Below are 25,973 nucleotides of genomic sequence, written 5' to 3' on the forward strand. Positions count from 1 at the left end.
CGCGCCGCTCTGAATTTGTCGCTGTTTTACCTTTTCTTATCGCGCGACAAATTTCAACGGCAGAGTTCCGGGACGGTCATTCCGGTCAGATCAGCATCTCGAGCCGGGCCTCGGGGAAGCGTTGCAGAACCGGCGCGATCCGGTCGGCGGGCAGCAGGCACAGCGCGGTCGAAAGCCCGTCGGCCAGCGCCGCGTCAGGGGCCGAGACCGAAACCGCCCGATGCCGGACCGGCTGACCCTGCGGGCCCAGAATGTGGCCATGACGCCCGGCCAGCTGTGTCGCATCAGGGGCCGAGGTCGCCACCGCCCGGTCGCGCAGTTCGATGCGCCGGGTCACGCCCTCGGGGCCGGCCAGGCCGACGCGCCAGTCCGACCCGTCGGCGCGGGTGCCGATGGCGGCTATCTCGCCCATGTCGACCAGCACATCGGTCAGCCCCTGCGCCCGCAGCAGCGCCGCGATCCGGTCGGTCACGGCGCCCTGCGCGATGCCATTCAGCGTCAGCGCCGAACGGCCCGGATGGGGCAGGCGGATGCCGTCGGCCGAGACCGAAACCCCCTGCCAGCCGACCAGCGCCCGGGCCTGCGCCGCTTCGGCATCCGTCGCGCCGGTCGCCAGCGCCATCCACAGCGGTTGAACGGTCGGGTCGAACGCACCGCCGGTCGCGTCGTGCAGGGCGGCGCTTTGGGCCAGCACCTGCAGCAGCTCCGGCGCCGGGGCGGGCAGGGTGCCGTCCCGGTTCAGGCGGCTCAGCTGCGAGTCCGGCCGGTACAGGCTGAAGATATTCTCCAGACGGTCCAGTTCGGCCTCGAGCGCGGCGATGATCGGTTCGGCCTGCGCGTCACTCAACCCGACCAGTTGCAGGCTGGCGGGTGCCCCCAGCGCGGTGCCGCGCCAGCGGGCAACCGGTGCGGCGCGCGCCACGGTCGGCAAGGCGGCGCAGGCGGCCGAGATGGTCAGGAAACGGCGTCGGGACAGGCGGGTCATGCGGGTGTCTCCAGGGATTGGGTCAGATCGACGGGGCCAAGCGCCGCGTCGTCGGGAATGTCGGTCAGGGGCAGGGCGGTGCCGCCATAAGTTTCGATGAACCGCGCGGCGGCGTCCGGCGTGGCAAAGGGCACGATCTCGGGCGCGCCCATGCCGCCGGCCACGCCGGCGCCCACCACGAAGGTGGCCTGATCGGCGGTGATCCAGTTCGAGATGCCCGGCTCGTGCCAGCTGGGGGCCGCGCCCATGTCGCTGACATAGACCGCGGTGATTTCGGCATCGCGCTCGGGACTTTTGAGATAGGCCACCATGTCGCGCACCTGGGCAAAGAACAGCGGCGCGGGATAGCCCTCCAGATGGATCTGCCCCTTGGGCCCGCCGTGTTCGGCCACGTTCATCTGGCAGAAATAGCTGAGCGCGGTTTCGGTCAGATCGACCGGATCCGGCAGGGCGGCTGCCTGCTCTTCCTTGCAGGCCGCCAGCGCGATAAAGGCAATCAGGGCAAGGCGTGTCATGGTTCGACCCTCCGGAACGCCAGCCGGGCCAGGGCAAAGCCCAGCACCGGCCAGATCAGCAGCGAGGCGGGCGCCGCCCAGACGGGCAGGGCCTGCGCCGCGCCGGTCATGCCGGACGCCATGGCCACGCCCTCGGTGGCGGCGATGTTCCACAGACGGAAAGCGTCGGCCGGGTTGGCCACCATCACCCAGGGAAAGACGGATTGGGTGAAGACGCCGCCCTTGTCCATGACGACGGCTCCCAACAGCCCAAGATCATAGAGGACGACGAAGACCAGCCAGAGCCCGGCCGACAGACCTGCCGCCGCCGTTGCGCCCCTCGCCAGGGCGGACAGCAGGTATCCCAGCGCCAGAAACACGGCGCCCAGCAGGATCGAGGTGACGATCAGCCGGCCAAGCGCGAACAGGCTGTCCGCGCCCGCGCCGCCGAACCACGCGGCGACCGCCCCGGCGGTGCCGAAACCGACCGTCATGGCAAAGGCCAGCGCCGCCAGGTGGGCGGTGAATTTGCCCAGCAGAATTTCCCCTCGCCCCGCCGGATAGGACAGCAGCAGCGACAGGCTGCCCCGGTCCACGTCACCGGCGATTGCGTCAAAGGAAATCATCAGCGCCAAGAGCGGCGCCAGATATACCGACAGCGTGGTCATCGAGGCGACCGACACCGTCAGCATGTCGACCCCCAGCGTGCCGGTGGGCGCGCTGCCGGCAAAGGTCAGGGCCAGAGCGAACAGGACCATGATCAGCGTCGCCACCAGCAGCCAGCGGTTGCGGCGCAGGATCAGCATCTCGGTCCGGGTGATGGCAAGGAAACGGGTCATTGCAGCGCCTCCTGAGCATAGTGGCGATAGAGGTCTTCCAGCTTGGGCGGGGTCATTTCCACGTCGGCCACCGCATCGCCCAGCCCGGCGATGCGGCGCAGCGCCTGCATCTTGTCGGCGGGCGAACACAGCAGCTCGACCGAGGCGCCGTTGATCCGGTTGCCGCCCAGTTCGGCGGCCAGCGCGTCGGCATTGGCGCGGGCGCGGACCCGCAGCCGGATCGGCAACCCTGCCAGAGCCGACAGGTTGGCCAGCGTGTCATCGGCCACCATCCGGCCCTTGCGCATTATGGCGATCCGGTCGGTGCGGGCCTCGACCTCGGTCAGGGCGTGGCTGGCGATCAGCACCGCGGTGCCCTGCGCGGCCAGCTCGTCGATGATGGCGTACAGGTCTTGGCGCGAGATCGGGTCCAATCCCGATGTCGGCTCGTCCAGCAGCGCCAGTTTCGGCTGACCCAGCAGCACCTGCGCAAGGCCCAGCCGCTGCCGCATCCCCTTGGAATAGGCGCCGATCCGACGGTCCATCGCGTCGCCCAGCCCGACACGGTCCAGCAAGGCGGGCACGTCGGCGCGGGTGCCTGACAGCTTGGCAAACAGGGTCAGTTGCTCGCGCCCGGTCAGGGCCGGGTGGAACGAGACCGCCTCGGGCAGATAGGCCGTGTCGCGACGCGCCTGCGCGCTGCCGGGGGCGGCGGTGCCGATGCGGATCGTGCCGGCCTGGATGGGCGTCAGGCCCAGGATCGACTTGATCAGGGTGGATTTTCCGGCGCCGTTGTGGCCCAGCAGCGCCACGCGCTGTCCGGGGTCGAGCGTCAGGGAGATATCGCTCAGAACGCGGGTCTTGCCGCGATCTTTGCAGACCGTTTCGATGGTCAGGGCCTTATCCGTCATGAGGCACCTTTTTCATGGCTGGGGGTTGAGGGGCTTGCATCAATGGGTGGCTGTCGATCACGCCGCCCGGCAGCAGCGCCGGGAAGGCCGATTGCGACCAGCGCACCAGCTGCACGGCGGGCGAGCCGAGCAGCAGCTTGGCTGCGGGTTGGGTCCACAGCACATGGTCCATGCTATCGTTGGGGCGATAGGGGGCGTCGGCGATGCCGTCGCCGTTCACGTCATAGGCGGCAAAATCGGACCAGTAGTTGCCGCGGCCGTCTTCCGACCACTCGACCCATTTGGTCGAGACGTATTTCACCTGTGTCCGGTTGCCGACAAAGGCGTTGCCGACGATCCGGTTGCGTTCGCTGCCGGCGGTGAAATGGATCCCGATACCGCAGCCTTCGAACCAGTTGTCGGTGAATTCGTTCTTGTTGGAATTGTACAGAAAGGTGCACTTTTCCTTGGCGCCTTTCACCACGTTGCCCGAGATCACGCTGTCATTGGCATAGTTCAGCATGACCCCGTGTTCGCGGTCGCCGACCGAGACGTTGTTGATCACCTGCACGTTCGAGGTGAACATCACCGCATAGCCCAGATCGTTGCCGATCGAGACATTGTCGCTGACGATGGAATCGTCGGCATACATGTAGTGCACGGCAAAGCGCAGGTCGCGGAAGCTGTTGCCGGTGAAGGTGTTCTTCTTCGACGAGTTCACGAAGATCCCGTCGCGGCCAAAGCGGATGTTATTGCCTTCGACCACAGCGCCGGGCGCGTTCCAGACATAGACCCCGTTGCCGCGGTCGTTCATCCGGCGGTCCTGCCGGCCCTCGATCCGGTTGCCGCGCACGATGCTGTCATCGGCGCCGTGAATGTCGATGCCGTAGAGATTGCCCAGCAGCACGTTGTTTTCCACCACGGCCACGCGGGCCGTCTTGGTCAGCTGGATGCCGCTGTCGATCTCACCATGGTCCGACCCCGACCCGATCACGGTCAGGCCGCGCAGAGTGACGCCGGGCCCGGTCACGGTGATGACGCTACCGGTGCCCTGACCGTCGATGGTGGCCTGGCCCTGTCCGTCGATGGTGACGGGCCGGTCCAGAACCAAGCGTTCGGCATAGACGCCGGGGCTCAGGCGGAGGGTGTCTCCATCCGCCGCCTGCGCCAGTGTCTCGGTGATGGCCCCCGCCCGGTTGGGCACGTCCCAGTCCGCCGCCCAAAGCGGCGAGCCGAGCAGAAGCGGGATGAGCAGGGGCCAGCGCATGGGTCAGGCTCCCTGCGGTTCGACCAGCATCCGGCCGCGCATTTCCATGTGCAGCGCGTGGCAGAACCACTGGCAATAGAACCAGTGCACGCCCGGACGGTCGGCGGTGAAGGTGATCGAGGCGGTGGCCTGCGGCGCGACCTCGAAGGCGATGCCGTAGTTGCCCAGGCAGAAGCCGTGGGTCACATCGTCCACGTCATCCAGGTTGGTGACGTAGATCGTGACCTCGTCGCCCTGTTTGACGGTGAACTTCTCGAGGCTGAAGGTCGGGGCCTGCGAGACCATGTAGACCCGCACCTTGTTGCCGTCGCGGATGGGCTCTTCGGCGCCTTCCTCCAGATCGACGCCATCGGCCTCGGCCTGTTTGCGCGCATCTTCCCAGGTCGGGTCGTTGCGGTCCCAGACGTTGACCGGGTTGACGATGTCGCGGCGCACGATGATCGAGTCATGCGGCTCGGCAAAGGTCGGGCCGTCATGCACCACCTTCATCTCGTCGGTCGAGATGTCGATCACCTGCTCGTTCTCGGGCTTGAGCGGGCCGGTGTTCAGGAACCGGTCTTTCGAGAACTTGTTCATCGAGATCAGCCACTTGCCGTCCGCGTCTTTGGTCTCACCCATCGAGGTCGAGTTGTGGCCCGGCTGGTAGTGCACGTCGACCTTCGAGATGATCGGGTCCACGTCCTCGCCATTATAGGCGCGGATGGCCTTGTCGATGTTCCATTTGACGATCTGGCTGTCCAGGAACAGCGTGGTGAAGGCATTGCCCTGACCGTCATAGGCGGTGTGAAGCGGGCCAAGGCCCAGCTGCGGCTCGCCCACGATGCACGAGCGCGGATCGGCGTCGCTTTCGAACAGCGCGTCCAGCTTGGTCACGTCCATGATCGACACGGTCGGCGACAGCTTGCCGTTGATGCAGACGTGCTTGCCGTCCGGAGCGGTGTTGATGCCGTGCGGCGAGTTCGGGATCGGGATGTAGCGGGTGTACTTCTTGTTCGACCCCTTGCGTCCGTCCAGAACCTTGACGCCCTTGATCTCCTGATAGTCGCCCGCGGCGATGCCGGCCTCGATTTCCTTGAGGTTGAAGACAACGACGTGGTCCATCTCGCTCTCGGTCATCTCGGCCAGGTTCATGCCCATTTCCGAGTTGTACGAGGTCGAGAAGGCGTATTTGCCCTGATAGTCGCAATCGGTGTTGTCGAGGTTGCCCGACACCATCACTTGCCAGGCGATCTCCATCGTGTCACCGTCGATGGCGGTGAAGATGTTGACGTATTGCGACGGATCGTCCAGCACGCTGCCGTCGTTGATCAGCGGGGTTTCGTCCTCGCCATTGGCAAAGACATAGCCGGTGCGCGGGAATTTCTGCGGGCGGAGACCGTGGATCGCCTTGGCGTTGGGGATCTCGATGATCTTGTCGCATTTCATCACGTCGCAGCGCACGCGGGCCAAGCGTGTGTTGGCCTTGTCGTTCATGAACAGATAACGGCCGTCATAGGTGCCGTCGGTGAACGACATGTGCGGGTGGTGCAGGTCGCCGTTATCATAGGTTTTCATGCCGCGCTTGGCCAGGAACTCCTTGGTTTCCGGCAGAAGGCCTTCGGTCATGATCTTCAGCGACTCGTTGGTCTGGCCCCATCCGGTGGCCGAGCAGCGGTTGAACACCGGCACCCGCATCAGTTCGCGCATGGACGGGAAGCCCATGATGCGCAGCTCGCCAGTCTGGCCCGAAGACCAGAAGCCGTAATATTCGTCCAACTCGCCTGGCGCCAGTTCGACCTTGGCCGCGGCGCTGGCCTGTTTGGCGGTCATCACCGTGGACCCAAGGCCGGTTCCGGCCAGCACGGCCCCGGTGGCCGTGGCCCCCAGCATCCCGCGGCGGGTGATGTTCAGTTTGGTGTCGTGGTCCGACATGGTCGTTCCTCCTTTTAGGAAACGGTTTGCGGTTTGGCGTTCGGATGGTTCGCCGGTGGTTGTCCGAGGGGGGTCTTGATCTTGACCGACCCGGTCTTGGCCCGCCGTTTCAGTTGGCGGATGACGACGGGACATTTGCTCTCGGACTGGTAGAGCACCTGACAATGCAGGCAGGTGACGCACTCGTTCGGGTTGATCTCACCGGCGGGGTGGATGGCCTGAACGGGGCATTCGTTGGCGCAGGTCTGACAGGGGTTGCCGCAATCCTTGTAGCGGCGCAGCCAGTCGAACATGCGGATACGGGCGGGGATCGCCAGCGCCGCGCCCAGCGGGCACAGATAGCGGCAATAAAACCGTTCGATGAACAGGCCGATCACCAGCAGACCCACGGCAAAGACCACGAAGGGCCAGTCGCGCATGAATTTCAGGATGATCGCGGTCTTGAACGGCTCGACCTCGGCGTATTTCTCGGCCAGAGGGATCGACACCATGCTCAGGCCGAACAGCGCCAGGAAGATCATGTACTTGATCGGCCACAGGCGCTCGTTCAGGCCCCAGGGTAGGGTCCATTGCGGCACTTTCAGCGCGCGGGCGATCTTGTTGGTCAGCTCTTGCAATGCGCCGAAGGGGCACAGCCAGCCGCAATAGGCCCCGCGCCCCCAGAACAGCAGCGCGGCGGCCACGGCGAACCATTGGATGAACACCAGCGGGTCCAGCAGGAAGGCATCCCAGGTGAAACCGCTGCGCAGGCTGCCGGCCAGCGCCATGATGTTCACCACGCTCAGCTGCGCATTGGCGTACCAACCGATGAAGAACAGCGTCATCGTCAGGAACCCGATGCGGAACCAGTAAAAGACCCGCGCGTTCATCGTGGCGTGGAACTGGAAGAAGAAGGTGATCGTCAGCACCAGCAGCATGGCTCCCAGCACGGCGATCTCGATCTGGCGGTCCTTCCAGATGCGCTGCCACAGGGCTGACTTGGCGGCGGCCTCGCCGGTGGCATCGTCCACGACCTTGGGCGCGGGCGCGACCGGCAACAGGTACTGTTCGGGCAGAATGTAGCCCAGATCGAAGGTCAGGAAGGTCTTTTCCACCGCGCCGATGGCCCGCTGCACCAGCAGTTGCAGGCGGAATGGCTCGGTCGGGTCGAACTCGGCATCGGCAGGGATCTTGAAGATGTCCAGCTCGGTAAAGCTGGGCGCGTCCTCGGCGGCCACCGTGCCCAGGCGGCGATGCTGACGGTCGAAGAACCGCACCGAATTGTCGCCCTGGATCAGTTGGATCCGGTCGAAGATCCCGCCGCGCACATAGCCCGAGCCCTTGAAGCTGTACTTGCCACGGCCCAGCACCAGGATGGCGTGTTCGCCCTCGTCCAGCCAATTGACCAGGTTCTGGTACTCGGCCTCGCCCAGCAGCGACTTGCCGATCGAAGGCACCGAGACCAGCGCCACATGCATGTCGATGAAGGTGTCCTCGGGGTTGCCCTTCTCGGGGCGTTTGATCGCGCGCTGGTCGCCGGTGGCCTCGAAGGCGGCGTTGACCTGACCCACGTCCAGCGTCAGCCGCCGGATCGAGCCGTCGCCCGAGAGCGTGGCCCAGTCATGGGTGTCGGCCTTGGCCATGTCGACTTCGCGCTTGGGTCCGTCCGCCTGAACCTCGGACAGCCCACCCAGACCCATGGCACGGGCCACCTTGATCCCGGCGCGCACGACGCTGTCGTCGATGACCATCACCGTCACCGTCGCACCCGAGATGATGTCCAGATCATGCCCCTCGCCGCCGGTCTCGACCTCGCGCTTGAGGTCCAGCCCGGCATAGCCTTCGGTCAGCTCGACCATGCGCGCGTTGGGAATGCCGATCAGAACGATGGGTTCGGAATGTTTGACCAGCTTGACGCCGGTCAGCACCGCATCACCGTCGATGGCGGCGACGACGTGAATGGGCTTGCCGGAATAGCCGGTGGTGCCCACGAAATCGGATGTGAGAAAGGCCCAGGCGACGGTTTCACCGCCCTTCAGCACCGGGGCCACCGGCACGTCTTCACGCACCGGACCAATGGCATCGGCACCGGGCGCCAGTTCGGCGGGTTCGATCTCGGGCAGGAAGCTGGCCAGGCTGTCGGCCCGCGCGCCAAGCGCCAGCAGGCAGAACAGGACAAGGGCAACAAGGAAATGGGCTGCGCGGGTCACGACCACGGCGCACCTCCTTCAATTCGGGTTGACGCCATGGACGCGCGCGGCGCGCGTTCGGTTCTGATTTCGGGCGCGGCCGGGGGCGCGCGGGTTTCGGGCCACAGCCGTCGGGACTCGTACGGTTCGATCAGATCGGGAAATTTACACCGTGTGATCTGTACAAATTCGGGCTGCTGCAGCTGCGGCAGGTCCGGGACCGGTGCCGCCGCCGCAATTGCGCACAGGGCGCAATCGGCACATTTCGGGCAGGGCGCGGTCGGGTCGCCGGTGTCGTCTTCCAGGTCCACCTGGACCCAGACCGCTCCTGCCTCCGAGCAGATCTCCATCCAGGTGCCCTGGCCGGGACTCGCCAGCGCTGGCCCAAGCACCTGTAACATCAAAAGAAAAATGCCCGCCAGCCCGGCTGCCACGCGTGTCGCGCGGACAGGGAGGCTGTGGTTTTGGCGGGCGGCGGGCATGGAGACTCCGACTCGGATTTGATGTTGCCCGAGTCGTAAGGGATCGCGGATACCGGCTACTTGACTTCGGTTAGGCGCCGCGAAATTCCGGCCTTGCTCAGCCCTCGGCCTCATCCATCAGCCGCCGCACCCAGCGCCCCGCCAGCCAGCTGGCCGGAACCCCAAGGGGCACACACCAGATCAGCGCGGCCACCGGTGTCACGGCGCCGAAACCCAGCGCATGGGCGATCAACCCGGCCAGAAACAGGTTGATGGAGACGGTCAGCGCCGTCGCCGGATACAACAGAATGGCCAGTTTCCAGACCGGCCAGCGCCCGTCAGTGGCTGGTGCCTTCCGAGAAGGTGATCTTGTTCCAGACATTGTATTTCCCCGAAGGTTTGCGCATCGGCAGGCGTTTGATTTCCTCGAGCGTCTGCGCGTCATAGACGATCACCGCGCCGTCATCCTCCCAGACCGACACCAGCGAATGGGCGCCGTCGCGGGTGAATTCCACATGCGCCACGGTCTTGCCCGGCGCAGGCCGCAGGGTTTTGACGATCTCGAGGCTCTGCTTGTCGATCACATGCATCGCATCCTTGTTGGGGCCGAAGAACACGTCGGCCCAGACATAGGGCGAGTTCTCGTGGCTGCGCATAAAGAAGCCCGGGCCTTCGGTCTCGATCCGCTTGATCGTTTCCCATGTGCTCATGTCGATGACCGAGATGGTGCCTTCGGTCAGGTGCGGCGTGGCCATCACCGTGGTGCCATCGCGCTGCCAGGTGATGCCCGAGCCCAGATGCGGCATGCCGGGCAGGTCCAGATCCGCCACTTTCTGCCCGATCACAAGGTCGATAACCTGACCGCCCTTGCCATCGCGCGACGCGCCCATGACGTATTCATAGCTTTGGTCGAAAAAGAAATCGTCCAGATAGTCGGGCGTGGTGATCTTGCGGACGGGGAAGGGGTCGGGGTTCTTGAACTGCCCCTCGATCCGGAAATCATGGCCCAGCCCAAATTGCGGCGGGTTGTCGCCGTAGAACACTTCCCAGATCTCGGGCACGTCCTTGAGCGCCAGCACGAAGCTTTCGCGCGGCGGGGCCTGGTACACGGCCGAGACCCGGCTGGGTTTGCCCTGCTTGCCCTTGACCTCGACCACCTTGGCCACCGACAGATCCTCGGTCGACAGCAGGGTCAGGCTGTTGGGCAGATAGTTCGCCACGGCCAGCCACTTGCCGTCGCCCGACATGGCGATGTTGCGGCTGTTCAGGCCGGCGCGGATGCGGCCCACCTGTTTCAGCGCCCAGATGTCGTATTTCTGGACCCAGCCATCCCGCGACATGATGAACACATAGCGCCCGTCGGGGCTGAACTTGGGGCCGCCATGCACGGCAAAGGGGGTTTCGAACCGGTCCAGCACCTCGAACGTGTCGCCGTCCAGAACGCTGACATGGTGATCGCCGGTTTCCACAACCAGCGTGATGTTCATCGGGTCGCTGTCCCAAACCGGCGCATCGACCGGTGCGTAATCGGCATCCAGCGTACGGCTGGCCATGATCTGTTCGGCATCCCATTGGGGGTCGATCTCCAGCGGAGATTTCAGCCAGCCCGCCAGTTCCTCGATCTGCAGCGCGTCCAGTTCGTGTGCGAAGGCGGGCATTTGGGTGGCCGGGCGCCCCTCGGCGATGACGGCGGCCACGCGGGGGCCGCGCATGCGTTTGAGCGTTTCGGGGATCAGTGCCGGACCGACGCCGCCCAGCCGCGCCTCGCCATGGCAGCTGGCGCAGTGCTCGGCGTAATCTGATTGAGCATCAGCCCAAGCCGTTCCAGCCAACAACACCGAGCACAAAGTACCGAATTTGAGTGCCTTAAAAGAACTGATGCGCCGGATCATGGCTTTTCCCCCGGAAAGGCGTGACCTGCAGGCGCTCGCCGGCACCGTCCACGCCGATTTCATCATTGGTCAGGTAGCAGGCCGGGTCTTCGGCCCACGGGTCGCCGGTCAGTTGCAAGGCCCGGATGCGGGTATTGCCGCCGCAGACATCCTGCAACCGGCAGGCGCCGCACCGTCCTTTCAACGGGCGCGGCCGCGTGCGCAGCAGGGCCAGCATCGGGTCATCCCCGGTCCACAACTCGGAAAACGGAGTGAGCTTGACGTTGCCGACCGTGTAGTCCGACCAGTAGGTATCGGGATGGACGCGGCCAAGGTTGTCGATATTGGCCACGCCCAGACCGCTGGAATTGCCGCCCCAATGGGCCAGATGTTCGCGCACATGCGCGACGGTATCGGCGTCGAACCGGGCGGCGGCCCAGTTCAGGAAATACCCAGCATCCGCGTCGTTGTTGCCGGTCACGATGTCCAGCGGGCGTCCGCCCGAGGCGGCCTCCCATGCGCGGTTCAGCAACAGGTCGAGCCCCTGCCGGGTGCGCTGATGTTCCGCGTCCTCGCCCCGGTTCTTGTCGCCGCGCCCGGCATAGACCAGATGCGAGAGATAGAACTTGTCCACCCCCTCGTCGTCGCACAGTTTCAGCAGGTCGGGCAGGTGGTGCTGGGTGCCTTCGGTCAGGCAGAACCGCAGGCCCACCTTGATGCCGCGTTTCTTGCATTCGCGCACGCCGCGCAGGGCGTCATCAAAGGCGCCCTCGACCCCGCGGAACCAGTCATTCGTGGCCCCGATACCGTCGAGCGAGATGCCGACATAGTTGAAGCCCACATCGGCGATCATGTCGGCCGTTTCGTCGTGGATCCGCGTGCCGTTGGTCGACAGGGCCAGCATCGGCACCAGCTGACGCGCGCGTCGGGCGATGTCGAAGAAATCGAACCGGTCCAATGGCTCCCCGCCCGAGAGGATCAGGGCCGGGACGCGAAACTGGCCCAGATCCTCAAGGGTGACCATGGCTTGCTCGTGGCTGAGCTCGCCCGGGAAGGCCACATCCGCAGACACGGTGTAGCAATGGCGGCATTTCAGGTTGCAGCGCCGGGTCAGGTTCCAGATCACCACCGGCTTCACCGGTCCGGGGCGGCGTTTGCGCACCGGCGTCGGGTTGACAAGCTGCTGCATGTATTCGGTCAGGCGGAACATTGGTCTCAGCCTTTCGCTTTCAGGCGCAGCCCGGTTTTCTTCAGGATGCGCGTGGAATAGAGGATGTCGCTGCCCCGGCAGGCCGGTCCAAGGATTGCGGCGATCCGGCCGCGTTTCTGTTCGACCTCATCGGGCGAGCTGCCGTGAACCATGGCGAACAGGTTGTAGGGCCAGTCGGGCAGAGCGCGGGGCCGTTCGTAGCAATGGGTGACAAAGGGTAGCGCTCCGATTTGCGCGCCGAGTTCGCCGATCAGGTCGTCCTGCACGTCCCAGACCGTCATGCCGTTCGATGTCATGCCCAGCTTGTAGTGGTTGGGGGCCGCGGCGATCCGCCGGATCACTCCGCGCGCCTTCAGCGCGGCCAGCCGATCCAGCAGGGCGGCTTCCTCGATCCCCAGATCGTCGGCGACCTGCGCATAGGGCGCGGGCACCAGGGGCAGCCCGCCCTGCAGCGCCTCGATGATCCGCCTGTCGGTTGCGTCGATCATGCTGCCACCCGGAAGCCGATGAAAAATTCCTGCAGTTTCGGGAACCGGTGAACCGTGAGTCCCGTCTCGCGTTCGATCGCGTCGGCCGTGGCGGTGATCGCCTCGGGCGTTTCGGTCGCCAGAACGAACCACATGTTCAGCCGGTGCGTGCGTTCATAATTATGCGCCACCTCAGGGTGCGCATTGACTTTGGTCAGGACGGTTTCAAACTCGGCCTCGGGCACCGCCATGGCGCACAGGCAGAAATCCCCTCCCATGGCGGCGGCGTCGAAGAACGGGCCGAACCGGGTGATGACCCGATCGGCCTTCATCCGCGCCAGCCGATCCAGCAGGTCCTGCTCGGTGATCCCCAGTTCAGCCGCTACGTCGGCATAGGGGCGGGGGGTGAGCGGCAGGTCTTCCTGCAATCGGTTCAGCAGGCGGCGGTCGGTGTCGTCCAGCGGGGTCATGCGGCGGCCTCTTTCGGTTTGATCAATGCGCCGGTCTGCTTGAAGCAGCGGGTCGAGAACAGAACCTTGTGCGCAGCGCCCGCCAGTTCGGGCAAGGCGGCGGCGCCGGCCAGGATACCCCGCGCCTCGGAGCGCGACCGGGCGTGGATCATGGAGTAGAGCCGATAGGGCCATACGCCCTCGACCGGCTGGCGTTCATAGCACAGGGTCACGCCGGGATGCGCGGCCAGTGCGGGGCCCGCGTGGTCGATCCGGTCGGCGGGCAGGTCCCACACGACCATGGCGTTGGCCGACCACCCCAACGCCCGATGCCGCACGATGACCCCAAGGCGTGAGATGACGCCTGCTTTGTGCAACCCCCGGATACGGTCCATCACGTCTTCGGGGGCCCGGTTCAGGGATTGGGCCAGCGCCGCATAGGGATCGGCCATCAGCGGCAGCCCCGCGCTGAGCGCCTGCAGGATGTCGCGGTCGCCTTGCCGCAGAACGCTCCGGTCGACCGCACGCGGCCGTGGCACCCGGCGCGAACAATCGGACATGCGAAAACCCAGATCGACGTTGAACGGGCGGACCAGACGCAGGTCCAGCACGCGCAGCCCGGTGCGGTCGCTGATCCGGGCCAGGGTGGCGTCCACATGCGCTCGGTCGGGGCCAGTGGCTACGAACCACAGGTTCCAGTCATCCTCGCGCTGGTAATTGTGGTTCACGCCCGGCTCGGCGTCGATCAGGGCGGCGATCTGTTCCACCTTGTCCTCGGGCGCGGCGACGGCGGCCAGCGTGCTGGCCGAGGCCACGCCGGGCGCGACCGTCGCGCCGACGCGGGTGATGCGCCCGGCGGCGCGCATGCGGTCCAGGCGGTCGATCACTTCGGCCTCATCCAGCCCCAGCGCCGCGGCCAGCACTTGGAACGGCCGGTCGGTGACGGGAAAATCGCGCTGCCAGTCATCCAGCAGCCTTCGGTCGATCGGGTCGGTGATATGGCACATCGCTTACAGCCCCGTTCTGTGCGCACGCGCGGTGAAGAAGATGCCCGAGGGGCTGTCGGCCGGGATTTCCCGCAGCTTTTCAAAGCTGTGGGTGTCATAGACCATGATCTTGTTGGCATCGCGCACGCTGATCCAGACCTCGTGCCCACGCGGGGTGAACTCCATGTGCAGCACCGCCGGGCCGGGTTTGAACTCGTGGATGACCTGTTTGCTGACCGTGTCGATCACCTGGATTGTGTCGTTCAGCGGGTGGGCGAAGTTCACCCAGACCTTCCGGCCGTCGGGCCGCGCCATGGCAAAGACGGGCTGGCCATACGTCTGGGTGCGCCCGGTTTCCGTTAGTGTGTCGGCATCGACCCAGAGCACCTGGTGATGGCCGACGGCCGGCAAGACGAATTCGGCGCCCGTATGCGCCCAGCCTTCCAGATGGGGCATCTTGTAGACGGGCATCTCTTGTTGGCCGCGCCCATATCCGGGCAGTACCCGGATCGGTTCGGGGGTGTCTGCCCACAGGTCCAGCGCGGTCAGCCCGTCCTGCCCGAACAGGCCGGTGATGTAGGTGCGGCCATTGGCGGTGATCAGCGCGTCATAGGGGTTTTTGCCCATGTCGGTGATCTTGGTGATCTGTGGGTCGGTGCCGCGCGCGAAATCGGCGATCCAGGTTTCGCCCGTATCCCACATGGTGAACACGAAACGGCGGCCGGGCGCATCGACCAGGCCGATGGTCTTGCTGCCGGTGGGGATGTCGGCCACCAGATCCAGCGTGTCGGCGTCAAAGACGCGCACCCCGCCGGGTTCATAGTTCGACACCGCCACCAACGTTCCGTCGTCAGAGATCGCCCCGCCGATGGCGTTTCCGGCCTGCACGACCCGCTTGGCGATCTGACGGGTCACGATATCGACCTTGGTCAGCCCACCATCGCGCCCGAACACATAGGCGAAGCGTTCGTCGGCCGAATAGACCAGCGAGGCATGGGACAGATCGCCCAGTCCTTCGATCCGGGCCAGCGCGGCGCGGTCGGACTGATCGACCAGCAGGACCGAGCCGGTGGCCCGTTCGATCACCAGCCCCAGGTCTCCGGTGGCGGTGGGTTCGGCATGGGCTGCGGTCACCAGCAACGAGGCCGCGAGGCTAAGGACAAACTGTTTCATTGCGCCTCCGGTTTCAGCAGATAACGGGCGATCCATTCGGCCTCTTCCTCGCTGATGAGGGGCCGCCACGGCGGCATGGCCGTGTCGGGGATGCCGTCCAGGATTACGCCGGTCAGGATTTCGGGGTCATAGTGCTGCAGGTTTCCCGCGCGCAGATCGGGGCCCAACCCGCCTTTCAGAGTCAGGCCGTGGCAGGACCCGCAATCCTGATGCAACAGACGCTGCAGCGCGTTGGGGTCCAGCGTGTCGGCGGCAAAGGCCGAAGTGGCCACCAGCACGGCGGCGGTCAGCACCGCGCGCCCGGGCCAGTCCCGGCGGGCTGGGTCAATGGGCAGAGTTCTAGCCATGAGCGTGCTCCAGCAGCTCGGCAACCGGCCGTTCGGCATAGAGCGACACGACCTTGCCGATGATGAACAGGGTGGGGGCGGCCAGACCGGCCGCGCGCACGTCGGCGGCGACACGGTCCAGACGCGAGACAAGGCGGCGCTCGTCCGGGGTGGTCGCCTTGCCGACGGCCAGGACGGGGGTCGATCCCGGCAGGTTCTCGGTCATCAGGCCCATGGCGATCTGGCCGATATTTGCGACGCCCATGTAGATGACCAAGGTGGTGTCAGGGTCCGCCAGGCGCTTCCAGTCGAGGTCCAACACCTTGTCGGCCTGACGATGGCCGGTGACATATTGCACCGATGTGGCCAACCCGCGATGGGTCAGCGGCACGCCGGTCGAACAGCTCGCCCCCTGCGCCGCGGTTATCCCGGGCGCGTATTCCACGGCAATGCCATGGTCCATCAGAAACGCCGCCTCTTCCGAGCCGCGGCCAAAGATCATCGGATCGCCCCCCTTGAGGCGGGCAACCCTGTGGCCCGCGAGGGCCTGTTCCAGCAGGATCTGGTTGATCCGGTCCTGCGGCACGGTATGGCATTTGGGCGCCTTGCCCACGGGGATCAGCCGCGCACCGGGGGCGTGCATGGCCAGGATCTCCTCCGAGACCAGACGGTCGTAGACCACCACATCCGCCTCGCGCAGCATACGCAAGGCGCGCAGGGTCATCAATTCGGGGTCTCCGGGTCCGGCGCCGATCAGAAAAACCTTACCGCTCATGGTGCAATCTCGCTTGGTCTGAATGTCATCGGGACCCGGGTGTTCCGGTAGGTTCCGAGCGCGGACAGAGCGGCGGATCGGGACGTTGCTGGGATGGCCGGGCGTGTCATGGCCGCAGACTGGCGCATTCGCAAAGAGGCCTCCTTGACATAAGTTAAGGAGCGCGGGATTTGCGCCCGCGCTCCTTTAGTTTGCCTGTATGTCTGCCTGCGTTCAGGGCTCGACGGTGACCATGCCGACCATGTTCTGCGTTTCCCAATGCGGGCCGCACAGATAGTTCTGCGGGCCGGGTTCAAGGAACGTCATCTCGACCGATTCCTCGGGGAAGATGCGGTCGGATTCGGGCCGGCTGCCGTCCTTCAAAAGCACCGAATGGCTGGTGCGCTTGTCCACGTTGACCCAGCGCACCGTGGTGCCGGGCTTGACCGTGATCTGGGCCGGGCAGAAGTGGTACTTGTACATCAGCACCACCTCGGCATCCAGCACGGCGTCGGAAGGATCGCCGAAGAGTTCGACATAGCTTTCCTCGGCCTCGGCGCAGATCTGGTCGGCTTCATCGGCTAGGGCTGGCAGAACCATCGCCAGGGTCAGGACTGCGGTCAGAAGGGGCTTGGTCGTCATGGTCGCGTGTCTCCTCGGCCGTGGAAAAGGGGCCGTATCGCCGGCCCCTTTTCGTTACTGTTTGACCACGTTGATGTCGGCGCTGTCGTCATCCAGCGCGAGGCTGGTGTTCAGCGTGACGTGGTGGAACCGTGCGGCCGAGTGGTCATCGTGGATGGCAAAGCCCACCGTGTAGGTCTTGCCCGGCTCCAGCGGCACGTCGCCCGGTGCGCCCGAGTTCAGCGGCCGCGAGAACACCACCGTCCACATGCCGCCCGACAGGCTGGCCGAGGCCGAGATCTCGCCATCGTTGACCGCGCGCTGTTCCAGCAGATAGCCATTGGTGGCGCTGCCGTCGGCATAGACGCGCATCAGGTCAAGGAATGTGCCGTCCTGCAGGTATTGCGCGATCTGCTCTTCGGCCTGCAGCTTGTCCCAGCCGCCTAGCGGCTTGCCGCGCCGGCCTTTGACTTCGACCTCGGTGCGGCTTTCGCTGATGTACTTGGTGACGGTGTCCTTGGCCGTCAGGCGTGCGGCCACGTCCGGGTTGGCGGCGATGGTTTCGGCATCGGGCGCAAAGGGCATATAGGTGTTGTCGGCGTGGCACGAGGCCCAGCACCCCACCTGTTCGCCCAGCTCGATCCCGGTGCCGGTGATCATCATGGCGACCTTGATCGGGTTGTCCGGGTCCATCTTACCGCCGTCGACGAAGGGCGCGGGATTGTGGCCCGCATCCGCCCATTGCAGCCGGATATACAGGTTTTCGTCGTCATGCGCGGCCTGAATCGTAGCGTCGATCACCCCGCGCTTGCCGGGGATGGGGGTCGGTTCGAGATCACCGCCAGCGACGATCTTGTTGCCGATCGCGTCCAGCTCCTTGGCGTGGCAGGTCGAGCACTGGTCGCCACCCTTGGTCAGCGGACGGGCGCCGCCATGGGTCTTGCCGTTCTGCACCCATTCGAAAGAAGCCTGTCCCGGATAGAACAGCTTCAGGTCGGTGCTGGCCACGGCGTTCCAGTCGATGTTGCCACCAACGTCGCTGCCGCCCGAGGCCGCGGCGTCGGTTGCTGTGCCATCGGCCTTGGCGCGTTCCTCGGCCAAGGCGGTGTCGACCGCTGCAGCGATCTGCGCCTGCACCGCCTCCTGCTGGGCTTTGCGGGCGGCTTTCTCGGCTTCGGCCTCGGCGGCCTCCTTGGCTTCGATCCGTTCCAGGCTGGCCAGGTATTCCGGCGGGATCGGACGGGCGAAGGCCGGGTTCGGGGCTTCGAGCTCTTCCAGAAAATCTTCGGGTGCGCGGTCACGGATGTTCGAGTGTGCGATACCCTTGTGGCAGTCGATGCAGGTCTGGCCGACCTCCATCGCGTTCAGGTGCTGCTGCCGCGCGCGTGGCTTTTGGAACTCGGGCATCATCGACTCGAAATCGTGGCAGTTGCGGCATTCGCGCGAGTCGGTCTTTTTCATCCGCTGCCACTCGTTCATTGCCAGATGGATGCGCTTGGCCTCGAATTTCTCGGGCGTGCTGATCGAGCCGACCATCTTGCCGTACAGCTCTCTCGAGGCTTTGATCTTGCGGATGATCTTGTGTGTCCAGTCCTTGGGCACGTGGCAGTCCGAACAGACCGCGCCCACGCCCGAGCGGTTCACGTCATGGATCGTGCCCTTGTACTCGGTGTAGATATAGTCGCGCATCTCATGGCACGAGACACAGAATTTCTCGGTGTTGGTGGCTTCCATGGCGGTGTTGAACCCGCCCCAGAAGATGATGCCGGCGACAAAGGCCGCGGCGATGCCGGCCACGGGCATTCCCCACAGGAAATACCGGCGCCAGATCGGTTTTTTCTTTTCCGGTTCGGACTGGGTCATGTCCAGGCTCCGTTTTGGCTGTCATGTCTGGCCTTGGATTTCAGGCCGGTTGGAATGGCGGTTGGGATGCCGGGCAGGGCGCCGCGGACAAACGTGGAAAGGGCGGGCGAGGGGCCCGCCCTTTCCTGTGCTTGCTGCCAACCCGTCAGGTGACGTGGTTCGAGCGGTTGTAGACGTTGAACTTGCCGGTCGGCGCATAGAGCCCGTCGATGCGGCCGATCTCTTCCAGCGTCTTGGCGTCGAAGATCACGATCTGACCGTTGGGTTCCTTGGAGTCCGACAGGTTCCACTTGGAGACCCAGACCTCGGTGCCGTCGGCATTGAATTCAAAGTGAACGGCGGCACTGCCTTCGTCCTCGGTGATCTGGATCGTTTTCACGATCTCGCCGGTCTCTTTCGAGATGACCTGCACCGACTGCTGGATTTCCGGCTCGGGGTGTTTGGTCTGGTCAGCCCAGATGTAGTCCGAGTTCGGGTGGGTGCGGACAAACAGGCCGGGGCCGTCCGTCTCTACTTCGTAGCAGACCTTCCAAGCCTGATCCGGGTGGCCTTCGGGGTCGTTGCCCCAAACGGTCACGGTACCCACACCCAGGTGGGTCGTGCCGGCAACCGGTCCACAGTTCGGATCGACCCAGTTTGCGCCCGGTCCGGGGTGCGGCAGGGCAGCGGTGTCGATCATCGCCTCCAGCTTGTGGGTCTCGGTATCGACGACCACCATTTTGTTCGACGCGTTCGCGGCGATCTGGAAATAGCGGCCCGTCGGGTCAAAGAACCCGTCATGCAGGAACTTGGCGCTGTCGATCTTGTCGATGCGCAGGTTGTCGAGGTCCGTGTAATCGACCTGCCACAACTGGCCCAACTCTTTCACGGCGACGATCCAGGTCGGTTCGTTCGGTGTCGTGTAGATCGCGGCCACGCGGCTTTCTTCGACATAGTCGCCGTCCACGTTCACGCCGCGGGTCGAAACGACCTTGAGCGGTTCCATGGTTTTGGCGTCAACGATCGCGAAGTGCGGCGGCCAGTAACCACCACCGATGACGTATTTGCCATCGCCGGAAACTGCGACGTCGCGGGCGTCATAGGCGATCTTGACCTCAGAGACCAACATCTTGTCCGGCGTCTGCCAGAGGTCGATTTTGGTCATCTTGCCGTCGCGACCCATGGTGTACCAGAAACGGCCGGGATGTTCCGGTTCGGTCAGGCTGTGGTGTTCGGACGCTTTCAGAACGTGCACGGCATAGCCGGTGGGGATGTGGGTCAGCACCTCTTTGGTGTCGCCGTCGATTACGGCCACCTTGCCCACGTCACGTTCGATCACGACGAAGAAGTTCTCCCAATTGCGACCATGCAGAGGCTCGGTCGGATAGTCTGCCTCTTCGACATAGACCTTGCGGGTCGCCTTCATCTGTTCCAGCGACATTTCCGGCGGCTTGGGCGGGTCCATCATGATGTAGGTCGCCATGTCGCGGATCTGCTCCTCGGTCATGATGTCCGAGAAGTTGTTCATACCGCCTTCGGTGCCCCACGCGATGATCTTTTCAAGGCGCTCCTGGCCCAGTTGCAAGGTGCCGCCTTCGGTCACGGTGCCGTCGGCTGCGGTTTTCTTCCAGTGTGGCTCGAGGTTCTTGCCGGTGGCGCCCTTGCGCAGCACGCCGTGGCAGCCGGCACATTGTTCGAAGTAGAGCTGTTTCGAAGCCTCGAAGGCTTCGTCGCTCAGGGTTGGCTCTTCGGCGAATGTCGGAGCAGCGACGCTGCCCAACAACATGGCCAGACCGACCCTGAAGGCGCGGCCGGTGGTGTAATGGCTGATTCCAAGTGACATGATCACTCTCCGTTTGCTGGTGAGGCAGGCCGGACACTGCGCCGGGACGGGCGTCTTCTCCTTGACGAAAGTCAACGGAGGGGGTGTTCAGACGGAAATGACGCGGAAAAAAGCCATGAAAATAAGTGCTTTTTGGGGTCATGTTTTCGCCGACGCTTGATTTTGGTTAAGGGGCGCGGGTCCGCCGGTTGCTAGTGCTTGGCCATCGAACAGCTTGGCCAAGGAGAGCAGGCATGCCATCGGCAATCACGCGCGTTATGGGTGAGGGGTTCCGGGTCTTTTTTCTGTTTGCAGGTCTTTACGGCGTGTTTGCCGGTCTGGCCTGGGGGGGGTGGCTGGCAACGTTGGCCGGGATTGAAATGTGGACCGAAGCGCCCTCTGCCATGAGCCCGCCGATGTGGCACGCGCACGAGATGATTTTCGGCTATGCCAGTGCCGCACTGGGCGGGTTCTTTCTGACCGCCGTTCCCAACTGGACCGGTGCCCCCGAGGCGCAGCGTTTGTTTATTGCCGTTGCAGCGGCGCTGTGGCTGGCCGGGCGCGTGGCACTGTGGTTTTCAGGTATGATCGACCCGGTGATTGTCGCGGTGCTCGACCTCGCCTTCGTGCCGGTTCTTGCGGCCAAGATCGCCACCCAGCTGATCCGGCGTCCCAAGCCGCAGAACATGATCTTTCTTCTGTTGTTGGCCTACATTTGGGTTTCAAATCTGTTGACCCATCTGGACTGGATCGGTGTGACGGCCGGAACCTTGGATGTCGGCCTCCGCACAGGACTGCTGGCCTTGTGTTCCATGATCGCCATTTTGGGAGGTCGGATCACTCCGGCCTTTACGCGCAACGCAATGAAGCGCGCAGGCGTGCCCGAAGCTGAGTGGCCTGTCAGTCGTGATTGGATGGAAAAAACCAACATGGTGCTGGCCCTGCTGCTGCCCGCTGTGATGCTGATCTTCGGGGCCGGGCACGCGGTCGCGATTTTGGCGCTGGTCCTCGGAGCGATACAGGGCTTGCGCCTGTCAGGTTGGCGGGGGGCTTGGGCTGTCCGGCAGCCGATTCTGTTTGCGCTGCATCTGGCCTTGGGGATGCTGGGCCTTGGACTGGTTCTGTGGGGAATGGGCTTGTTGGGCCTCGGCAGTGAACTTGGTGCGCTGCATGTGTTGGGCATCGGCTGCGTCGGTGGCATGACGCTGGCGGTCATGAGCCGCGCGGCGCTTGGCCATAGCGGACGGGCGCTGGTCGCCCCCGCGCCGGTGGTCGTCGCCTACGGAGCTATGGCTCTGGCTGCGATTCTGCGCTGGATTGGGTCCGGGTTGGACGCGCAATTCTTGACTGCCATGCTGGTTGCCGACGGGCTGTGGATCAGCGCGATGGCGCTGTATGTGGTGGCGATGTGGCCGGCCTTGGTGGGTCCGCGTGCGGTACCGTCCTGAGCGGCTCAGGTCCGGTCGATCAAAGGTCGCGCGTTTTTGACATGCCGATGGATCATGTGCCGCGCACGCTTGCCGGTTTCGGGAATGGGCCGAGCGGCGATCGGGACATGATCCGGGTCGTCAAGCTCGGGGAAAATCTCGAAGATCTCGTCTCGGGCATCGCGGCCAATGCTTTTGAGTGCTTCGGGCCCGGTGTACAGGCTTTCCGACGGAGCCCCTTCGGCGGTCACGATTTCATGGCGGTCGAACAGAATGTGGTAGTACGTCACGCTGCTGACGGTTTCATCGGCATGAACGCCGGGAACGCCGACCAGCTTGTGGGCTGGGATCAGCACCTCTTGGGCGTCGAACATGCGCACGGCAATCGCCGAGCGAACCAGCATCCGGTGCTGCGGAGAGACCCGCAGGTCACGCCGCGGCAGGCCGGCCCCCAGCGCTCCGGCTGACACGCAGATCGGACGCAGGCGTGGGTTGGCCTGCAAATCGATCGACGTCAGGATGCGCGAGCCGATCCAGCGAATCGGTTGCGGGCCGTGATCGAGCGTCAGAACCAGGTCGCCTTCGGCCAGATCTTCTATCGCCTTGGCGCCGGTGGGTGTTTCGATCAGCGTACCGGCGGTAAAACAGGGCACGTCGACAATGGCTGTGGGATCGGTGGTGTCCGGAGCGTTTGAAGGGGTCACATTCGAACGAATGAAGGAATAGGCGGTACCGGGTACCAAAGGTTCGGACGTGATGTATCCGACAAGATTTCCTTCAACCTCGACCCGGAAAACATCGATCGTACCGCCGCCCGGTTTGGTCAGGGCATAGGATTCTTCCAGATAGATAGCGCCGGAATCAAAGGTGGTTGATCCGTCAAGGCTGGTGACGACGCCTGTCTGTGTCAGGTCATCGCCGACTTCGTTGTTGAAACGGTCGCCGTTGAAATCAGTTCCGTTGTCCGGATCTCCGTTCACGAGCGTTCCACCGGCCGCGTCGGTTACGTCAAATACCCGGCGATCGGTGTTCGGATCATAGCCTGAACTCAGAGTGATGGTACCGGAGTTAAACCCGGTAAAACTAAGTGAAATCACCCCTGGCGCGTAGCCGATATAGGAATAGTTCGCCATCTCTTACTCGTTCACTCGCTCAATCAAAGACACCGGAACAGCACATCACGGACCCGGAAACTCCATCTGACTTCGCACCCTGATAACAGCGGTTCAAGGCGATTTCGGGGCATTTCACGCTTATTTTAAGGGAATGTAGCCTATTGGCCGAGTGCCAGGACAGAGTCTTGACTTTCGTTAAGGCGGCAAACCGCCCATCCCGCCATTGTCCCCCCACCAGCAAAGCGGCGCAAAGGAGAGCGCAATGCGAGAAGTCATGACCAAGAGCATGGCCCGCAACATATTCTATGGCGGGTCACTGTTCTTCATTTTAATCTTTCTGGCCCTGTCGGCCCACTCACACCTGTACATCGTCAATTCGCCGAACTCGGCGAAGCTGGATGAGAGCGTGATCCGGGGCAAACACGTCTGGGAAAAACACGCCTGCATCAACTGTCACTCGATCATGGGTGAGGGTGCCTATTTCGCCCCGGAGGTCGCCAACGTGATGACCCGCTGGGGCGTTCTGGACGACCCGGAATCGGCCTTTGAATCCCTCAAGGGCTGGATGGAGGCGCAACCCACCGGCATTCCCGGTCGCCGGCAGATGCCAAGGTTCAACCTCAGCGACGAAGAGATCCGTGATCTGGCCAACTTCCTGATCTGGACGGACAATATCGACGCTCAGGACTGGCCCCCGAACGACGCGGGCTGAGAAGGGAACGGAGCAATGAAATACGAATCCCAAAAAGTGGCCTATGCCTATTTCGCATTCGCAATGGGCCTGTTCGCGATCCAGGTGATCGGCGGTCTGCTGGCCGGCTGGATCTATGTATCCCCCAACTTTCTGAGCGAGCTTCTGCCGTTCAATATCGTGCGGATGCTGCACACCAACGCGCTGATCGTGTGGTTGATCACCGGCTTTTTTGGCGCGGCCTATTTCCTGATCCCCGAAGAGGCCGAGCGCGAGATCCACTCGACCAAGCTGGCCTATATCCAGCTGGCGATCCTGATCTTGGGTACGCTGGGTGTGGTGCTGACCTATGTCTTCAACCTGTTCGAAGGCAACTGGCTGCTGGGCAAAGAGGGGCGCGAGTTCCTTGAACAACCCAAATGGGTCAAGGCCGGCATCGTCGTGGCGGCGCTGATCTTCCTCTACAACGTGTCGTTGACCGTTCTGAAGGGCAAGAAGACCGCCATCACCAACATCCTGCTGCTGGGCCTCTGGGGTCTGGCGCTGCTGTTCCTTTTCGCCTTCTACAACCCGGGCAACCTGAGCCTCGACAAGCAGTACTGGTGGTACGTCGTTCACCTGTGGGTCGAAGGCGTGTGGGAGCTGATCATGGCCTCGATCCTGGCCTACCTGATGCTCAAGCTGACCGGAGTTGACCGCGAGGTGGTCGAGAAATGGCTGTATGTCATCGTCGCCGCCGCGTTGTTCTCGGGCATTTTGGGCACCGGCCACCACTACTACTGGATCGGTACGCCGGGTTACTGGCAGTGGATCGGGTCGATCTTCTCAAGCCTCGAGGTGATCCCGTTCTTTGCGATGATGGCCTTTGCGTTCGTCATGGTCTGGAAGGGCCGTCGGGACCACCCCAACAAGGCCGCGCTGCTGTGGTCGCTGGGCTGTGCCACGCTGGCCTTCTTCGGCGCAGGCGTCTGGGGCTTCCTGCACACGCTGCACGGGGTGAACTACTATACCCACGGTACGCAGATCACGGCGGCGCACGGGCACCTGGCCTTCTACGGCGCCTATGTCTGCCTCAACCTGGCGATCTTCACCTATGCGATGCCGATCCTGAAGAACCGTGATCCGTACAATCAGGTGCTGAACATGGCCTCGTTCTGGCTGATGACCGGCGGCATGGTCTTCATGACCTTCGTGCTGACCTTTGCCGGCACCGTCCAGACGCACATGCAGCGCGTGGTGGGTGACTACTACATGGATGTGCAGGATCAGGTCGCGATCTTCTACTGGATGCGCTTCGGCTCCGGTCTGGTCGTGGTCATCGGTGCGCTGCTGTTCATCTACTCGATCTGGGTTCCGCGCAAAGAGGTCATCGAACCCGGCGTCGTGGAAACCCCGGCGGAGTGATGGATATGGACGGCTCCATGAAACTGGGAACGGGGGCGGCAGACGCCCCCTTCTACCTGCCCCAGGGCGACGAATGCGACGTGTTCGCCGCCGCCTATACCAACAAGCTGCCGGTCCTGCTGAAAGGGCCGACAGGTTGCGGCAAGACCCGCTTCGTGTCCCATATGGCCGCCAGTCTGGGTCGGCCGCTCTATACCGTGGCCTGCCACGACGACCTGGCCGCGGCCGACCTGATCGGGCGCTACCTGCTGAAAGGCGGCGAGACCGTTTGGGTCGACGGCCCCCTGACCCGCGCGGTGCGCGAGGGCGCGATCTGTTACCTGGACGAGGTGGTCGAGGCGCGCAAGGACGTGACCGTGGTGCTGCACCCGCTGACCGACGATCGTCGGATCCTGCCGATCGACCGCACCGGGGAAGAGCTTGAGGCCGCGCCCGGCTTCATGCTGGTGGCCTCCTACAACCCCGGCTATCAGAACATTCTGAAAACCCTCAAACCCTCGACCCGGCAACGGTTCATCTCGCTGGAATTCGACTTCCCCGCGCCTCAGATGGAGGCCGAGGTGGTCGCGCAGGAAAGCGGACTGCCGCTGGACCGCTGCAAGCCGCTGGTGCGGCTGGCGGGCAAGCTGCGCGGGCTCAAGGGTCAGGACCTCGAGGAAGGCGTATCCACCCGCCTGGTCGTCTATGCCGCGACTCTGATCGCGCAGGGCATGTCCACCGACCGCGCCATCCTTGCCGCCATGATCGAACCTCTGACTGATGACGAGGATATCAAACGCGGGCTCCTCGATCTTGTCACCGCCGTCTTTGGGTGAGGCCGG

At 64.1% G+C, this 25,973-nt stretch carries 25 protein-coding genes; 4 read left to right on the top strand and 21 right to left on the bottom strand.

From position 1 onward, the window contains the following. Positions 1–85: 85 nt before the first annotated feature. The 20 genes from ACR3EK_RS17765 to ACR3EK_RS17860 form a co-directional block, all read right to left on the bottom strand. On the bottom strand, positions 86–985 hold the full coding sequence (locus ACR3EK_RS17765; RefSeq protein ID WP_170359667.1) for an FAD:protein FMN transferase: 900 nt from the start codon (positions 983–985) through the stop codon (positions 86–88). After that, positions 982–1,500, bottom strand: a complete 519-nt coding sequence (locus ACR3EK_RS17770) for a nitrous oxide reductase accessory protein NosL (RefSeq protein ID WP_170440976.1) — start codon at positions 1,498–1,500, stop codon at positions 982–984. The genes ACR3EK_RS17765 and ACR3EK_RS17770 overlap by 4 nt, the downstream gene beginning before the upstream one ends. Beyond that, positions 1,497–2,318, bottom strand: a complete 822-nt coding sequence (locus tag ACR3EK_RS17775) for an ABC transporter permease (protein ID WP_170435895.1) — start codon at positions 2,316–2,318, stop codon at positions 1,497–1,499. Before ACR3EK_RS17775 ends, ACR3EK_RS17770 begins: the two co-directional genes overlap by 4 nt. Further along, entirely contained in the window at positions 2,315–3,208 is an 894-nt protein-coding gene (locus ACR3EK_RS17780) for an ABC transporter ATP-binding protein (RefSeq protein WP_170589088.1), read from the bottom strand. Before ACR3EK_RS17780 ends, ACR3EK_RS17775 begins: the two co-directional genes overlap by 4 nt. Beyond that, positions 3,198–4,454, bottom strand: a complete 1,257-nt coding sequence (locus tag ACR3EK_RS17785) for a nitrous oxide reductase family maturation protein NosD (protein WP_480634109.1) — start codon at positions 4,452–4,454, stop codon at positions 3,198–3,200. The genes ACR3EK_RS17780 and ACR3EK_RS17785 overlap by 11 nt, the downstream gene beginning before the upstream one ends. Before the next feature lie 3 nt (positions 4,455–4,457). Then, positions 4,458–6,365, bottom strand: coding sequence for a TAT-dependent nitrous-oxide reductase (gene nosZ, locus ACR3EK_RS17790; RefSeq protein WP_480634110.1), 1,908 nt, complete (start codon positions 6,363–6,365; stop codon positions 4,458–4,460). A gap of 14 nt (positions 6,366–6,379) precedes the next feature. Beyond that, on the bottom strand, positions 6,380–8,554 hold the full coding sequence (locus ACR3EK_RS17795; protein WP_480634262.1) for a 4Fe-4S binding protein: 2,175 nt from the start codon (positions 8,552–8,554) through the stop codon (positions 6,380–6,382). Beyond that, positions 8,551–9,015, bottom strand: coding sequence for a DUF2946 family protein (locus ACR3EK_RS17800; protein ID WP_480634111.1), 465 nt, complete (start codon positions 9,013–9,015; stop codon positions 8,551–8,553). The genes ACR3EK_RS17795 and ACR3EK_RS17800 overlap by 4 nt, the downstream gene beginning before the upstream one ends. 97 nt (positions 9,016–9,112) lie before the next feature. Further along, positions 9,113–9,376 (bottom strand): hypothetical protein, encoded by a 264-nt coding sequence (locus ACR3EK_RS17805; RefSeq protein ID WP_480634112.1) that lies wholly within the window; start codon positions 9,374–9,376, stop codon positions 9,113–9,115. Beyond that, complete coding sequence (locus ACR3EK_RS17810; RefSeq protein ID WP_480634113.1) at positions 9,333–10,886, bottom strand: cytochrome D1 domain-containing protein; 1,554 nt, start codon at positions 10,884–10,886, stop codon at positions 9,333–9,335. The genes ACR3EK_RS17805 and ACR3EK_RS17810 overlap by 44 nt, the downstream gene beginning before the upstream one ends. Further along, entirely contained in the window at positions 10,861–12,075 is a 1,215-nt protein-coding gene (gene nirJ, locus ACR3EK_RS17815; RefSeq protein ID WP_170529792.1) for a heme d1 biosynthesis radical SAM protein NirJ, read from the bottom strand. The genes ACR3EK_RS17810 and nirJ overlap by 26 nt, the downstream gene beginning before the upstream one ends. 5 nt (positions 12,076–12,080) lie before the next feature. After that, a complete protein-coding gene (gene ahbB, locus ACR3EK_RS17820) occupies positions 12,081–12,563 on the bottom strand; it encodes a siroheme decarboxylase subunit beta (RefSeq protein ID WP_480634114.1) in 483 nt (160 codons plus the stop codon). Next, positions 12,560–13,012 (bottom strand): Lrp/AsnC family transcriptional regulator, encoded by a 453-nt coding sequence (locus ACR3EK_RS17825; protein WP_480634115.1) that lies wholly within the window; start codon positions 13,010–13,012, stop codon positions 12,560–12,562. Before ACR3EK_RS17825 ends, ahbB (ACR3EK_RS17820) begins: the two co-directional genes overlap by 4 nt. After that, on the bottom strand, positions 13,009–13,998 hold the full coding sequence (ahbB, locus tag ACR3EK_RS17830; protein ID WP_480634116.1) for a siroheme decarboxylase subunit beta: 990 nt from the start codon (positions 13,996–13,998) through the stop codon (positions 13,009–13,011). Before ahbB (ACR3EK_RS17830) ends, ACR3EK_RS17825 begins: the two co-directional genes overlap by 4 nt. A 3-nt stretch (positions 13,999–14,001) precedes the next feature. Then, positions 14,002–15,150, bottom strand: a complete 1,149-nt coding sequence (locus ACR3EK_RS17835; protein ID WP_480634117.1) for a cytochrome D1 domain-containing protein — start codon at positions 15,148–15,150, stop codon at positions 14,002–14,004. Further along, complete coding sequence (locus tag ACR3EK_RS17840) at positions 15,147–15,497, bottom strand: c-type cytochrome (RefSeq protein WP_480634118.1); 351 nt, start codon at positions 15,495–15,497, stop codon at positions 15,147–15,149. Before ACR3EK_RS17840 ends, ACR3EK_RS17835 begins: the two co-directional genes overlap by 4 nt. Beyond that, the gene (gene cobA, locus ACR3EK_RS17845; protein ID WP_480634119.1) at positions 15,490–16,251 is read right to left on the bottom strand and encodes a uroporphyrinogen-III C-methyltransferase; all 762 of its coding nucleotides are present in this window, start codon (positions 16,249–16,251) and stop codon (positions 15,490–15,492) included. The genes ACR3EK_RS17840 and cobA overlap by 8 nt, the downstream gene beginning before the upstream one ends. A 213-nt stretch (positions 16,252–16,464) precedes the next feature. Beyond that, complete coding sequence (locus ACR3EK_RS17850; protein ID WP_480634120.1) at positions 16,465–16,872, bottom strand: cupredoxin domain-containing protein; 408 nt, start codon at positions 16,870–16,872, stop codon at positions 16,465–16,467. Between the two features lie 54 nt (positions 16,873–16,926). Further along, entirely contained in the window at positions 16,927–18,714 is a 1,788-nt protein-coding gene (locus ACR3EK_RS17855; protein ID WP_480634121.1) for a NapC/NirT family cytochrome c, read from the bottom strand. Between the two features lie 145 nt (positions 18,715–18,859). Further along, positions 18,860–20,536, bottom strand: a complete 1,677-nt coding sequence (locus tag ACR3EK_RS17860) for a cytochrome D1 domain-containing protein (protein WP_170359698.1) — start codon at positions 20,534–20,536, stop codon at positions 18,860–18,862. Between the two features lie 233 nt (positions 20,537–20,769). On the opposite strand from ACR3EK_RS17860, the gene ACR3EK_RS17865 reads away from it, so the two are divergent. Then, positions 20,770–21,963 carry an NnrS family protein gene (locus ACR3EK_RS17865; protein WP_480634122.1) on the top strand — a complete coding sequence of 398 codons (1,194 nt, stop codon included), beginning with the start codon at positions 20,770–20,772 and terminating at the stop codon, positions 21,961–21,963. A 5-nt stretch (positions 21,964–21,968) separates the two neighbouring features. Here ACR3EK_RS17865 and ACR3EK_RS17870 read toward each other — a convergent pair whose 3' ends face one another. Continuing rightward, positions 21,969–23,075 (bottom strand): Hint domain-containing protein, encoded by a 1,107-nt coding sequence (locus ACR3EK_RS17870; RefSeq protein ID WP_480634123.1) that lies wholly within the window; start codon positions 23,073–23,075, stop codon positions 21,969–21,971. A 244-nt stretch (positions 23,076–23,319) separates the two neighbouring features. Between ACR3EK_RS17870 and ACR3EK_RS17875 the strand changes: the two genes are divergently transcribed. Genes ACR3EK_RS17875 through ACR3EK_RS17885 form a run of 3 tightly spaced genes read left to right on the top strand, consistent with a single transcriptional unit; the run spans position 23,320 to position 25,967 of the window. Then, positions 23,320–23,769 (top strand): c-type cytochrome, encoded by a 450-nt coding sequence (locus ACR3EK_RS17875; RefSeq protein ID WP_005977183.1) that lies wholly within the window; start codon positions 23,320–23,322, stop codon positions 23,767–23,769. A 15-nt stretch (positions 23,770–23,784) separates the two neighbouring features. Then, the gene (locus ACR3EK_RS17880) at positions 23,785–25,152 is read left to right on the top strand and encodes a cbb3-type cytochrome c oxidase subunit I (protein ID WP_170341159.1); all 1,368 of its coding nucleotides are present in this window, start codon (positions 23,785–23,787) and stop codon (positions 25,150–25,152) included. A gap of 5 nt (positions 25,153–25,157) precedes the next feature. Further along, a complete protein-coding gene (locus tag ACR3EK_RS17885) occupies positions 25,158–25,967 on the top strand; it encodes an AAA family ATPase (protein WP_480634124.1) in 810 nt (269 codons plus the stop codon). Positions 25,968–25,973: the final 6 nt, after the last annotated feature.

The sequence above is a fragment of the Ruegeria sp. BC8 genome (assembly GCF_056535705.1).

Coding starts and splice junctions, on each gene's coding strand:
- ACR3EK_RS17765 (WP_170359667.1), bottom strand. CDS start 985: ATGACCCGCCTGTCCCGACGCCGTTTCCTGACCATCTCGGCCGCCTGC.
- ACR3EK_RS17770 (WP_170440976.1), bottom strand. CDS start 1,500: ATGACACGCCTTGCCCTGATTGCCTTTATCGCGCTGGCGGCCTGCAAG.
- ACR3EK_RS17775 (WP_170435895.1), bottom strand. CDS start 2,318: ATGACCCGTTTCCTTGCCATCACCCGGACCGAGATGCTGATCCTGCGC.
- ACR3EK_RS17780 (WP_170589088.1), bottom strand. CDS start 3,208: ATGACGGATAAGGCCCTGACCATCGAAACGGTCTGCAAAGATCGCGGC.
- ACR3EK_RS17785 (WP_480634109.1), bottom strand. CDS start 4,454: ATGCGCTGGCCCCTGCTCATCCCGCTTCTGCTCGGCTCGCCGCTTTGG.
- nosZ (WP_480634110.1), bottom strand. CDS start 6,365: ATGTCGGACCACGACACCAAACTGAACATCACCCGCCGCGGGATGCTG.
- ACR3EK_RS17800 (WP_480634111.1), bottom strand. CDS start 9,015: ATGCCCGCCGCCCGCCAAAACCACAGCCTCCCTGTCCGCGCGACACGC.
- ACR3EK_RS17805 (WP_480634112.1), bottom strand. CDS start 9,376: ATGTCTGGAACAAGATCACCTTCTCGGAAGGCACCAGCCACTGACGGG.
- ACR3EK_RS17810 (WP_480634113.1), bottom strand. CDS start 10,886: ATGATCCGGCGCATCAGTTCTTTTAAGGCACTCAAATTCGGTACTTTG.
- nirJ (WP_170529792.1), bottom strand. CDS start 12,075: ATGTTCCGCCTGACCGAATACATGCAGCAGCTTGTCAACCCGACGCCG.
- ahbB (WP_480634114.1), bottom strand. CDS start 12,563: ATGATCGACGCAACCGACAGGCGGATCATCGAGGCGCTGCAGGGCGGG.
- ACR3EK_RS17825 (WP_480634115.1), bottom strand. CDS start 13,012: ATGACCCCGCTGGACGACACCGACCGCCGCCTGCTGAACCGATTGCAG.
- ahbB (WP_480634116.1), bottom strand. CDS start 13,998: ATGTGCCATATCACCGACCCGATCGACCGAAGGCTGCTGGATGACTGG.
- ACR3EK_RS17835 (WP_480634117.1), bottom strand. CDS start 15,150: ATGAAACAGTTTGTCCTTAGCCTCGCGGCCTCGTTGCTGGTGACCGCA.
- ACR3EK_RS17840 (WP_480634118.1), bottom strand. CDS start 15,497: ATGGCTAGAACTCTGCCCATTGACCCAGCCCGCCGGGACTGGCCCGGG.
- cobA (WP_480634119.1), bottom strand. CDS start 16,251: ATGAGCGGTAAGGTTTTTCTGATCGGCGCCGGACCCGGAGACCCCGAA.
- ACR3EK_RS17850 (WP_480634120.1), bottom strand. CDS start 16,872: ATGACGACCAAGCCCCTTCTGACCGCAGTCCTGACCCTGGCGATGGTT.
- ACR3EK_RS17855 (WP_480634121.1), bottom strand. CDS start 18,714: ATGACCCAGTCCGAACCGGAAAAGAAAAAACCGATCTGGCGCCGGTAT.
- ACR3EK_RS17860 (WP_170359698.1), bottom strand. CDS start 20,536: ATGTCACTTGGAATCAGCCATTACACCACCGGCCGCGCCTTCAGGGTC.
- ACR3EK_RS17865 (WP_480634122.1), top strand. CDS start 20,770: ATGCCATCGGCAATCACGCGCGTTATGGGTGAGGGGTTCCGGGTCTTT.
- ACR3EK_RS17870 (WP_480634123.1), bottom strand. CDS start 23,075: ATGGCGAACTATTCCTATATCGGCTACGCGCCAGGGGTGATTTCACTT.
- ACR3EK_RS17875 (WP_005977183.1), top strand. CDS start 23,320: ATGCGAGAAGTCATGACCAAGAGCATGGCCCGCAACATATTCTATGGC.
- ACR3EK_RS17880 (WP_170341159.1), top strand. CDS start 23,785: ATGAAATACGAATCCCAAAAAGTGGCCTATGCCTATTTCGCATTCGCA.
- ACR3EK_RS17885 (WP_480634124.1), top strand. CDS start 25,158: ATGGACGGCTCCATGAAACTGGGAACGGGGGCGGCAGACGCCCCCTTC.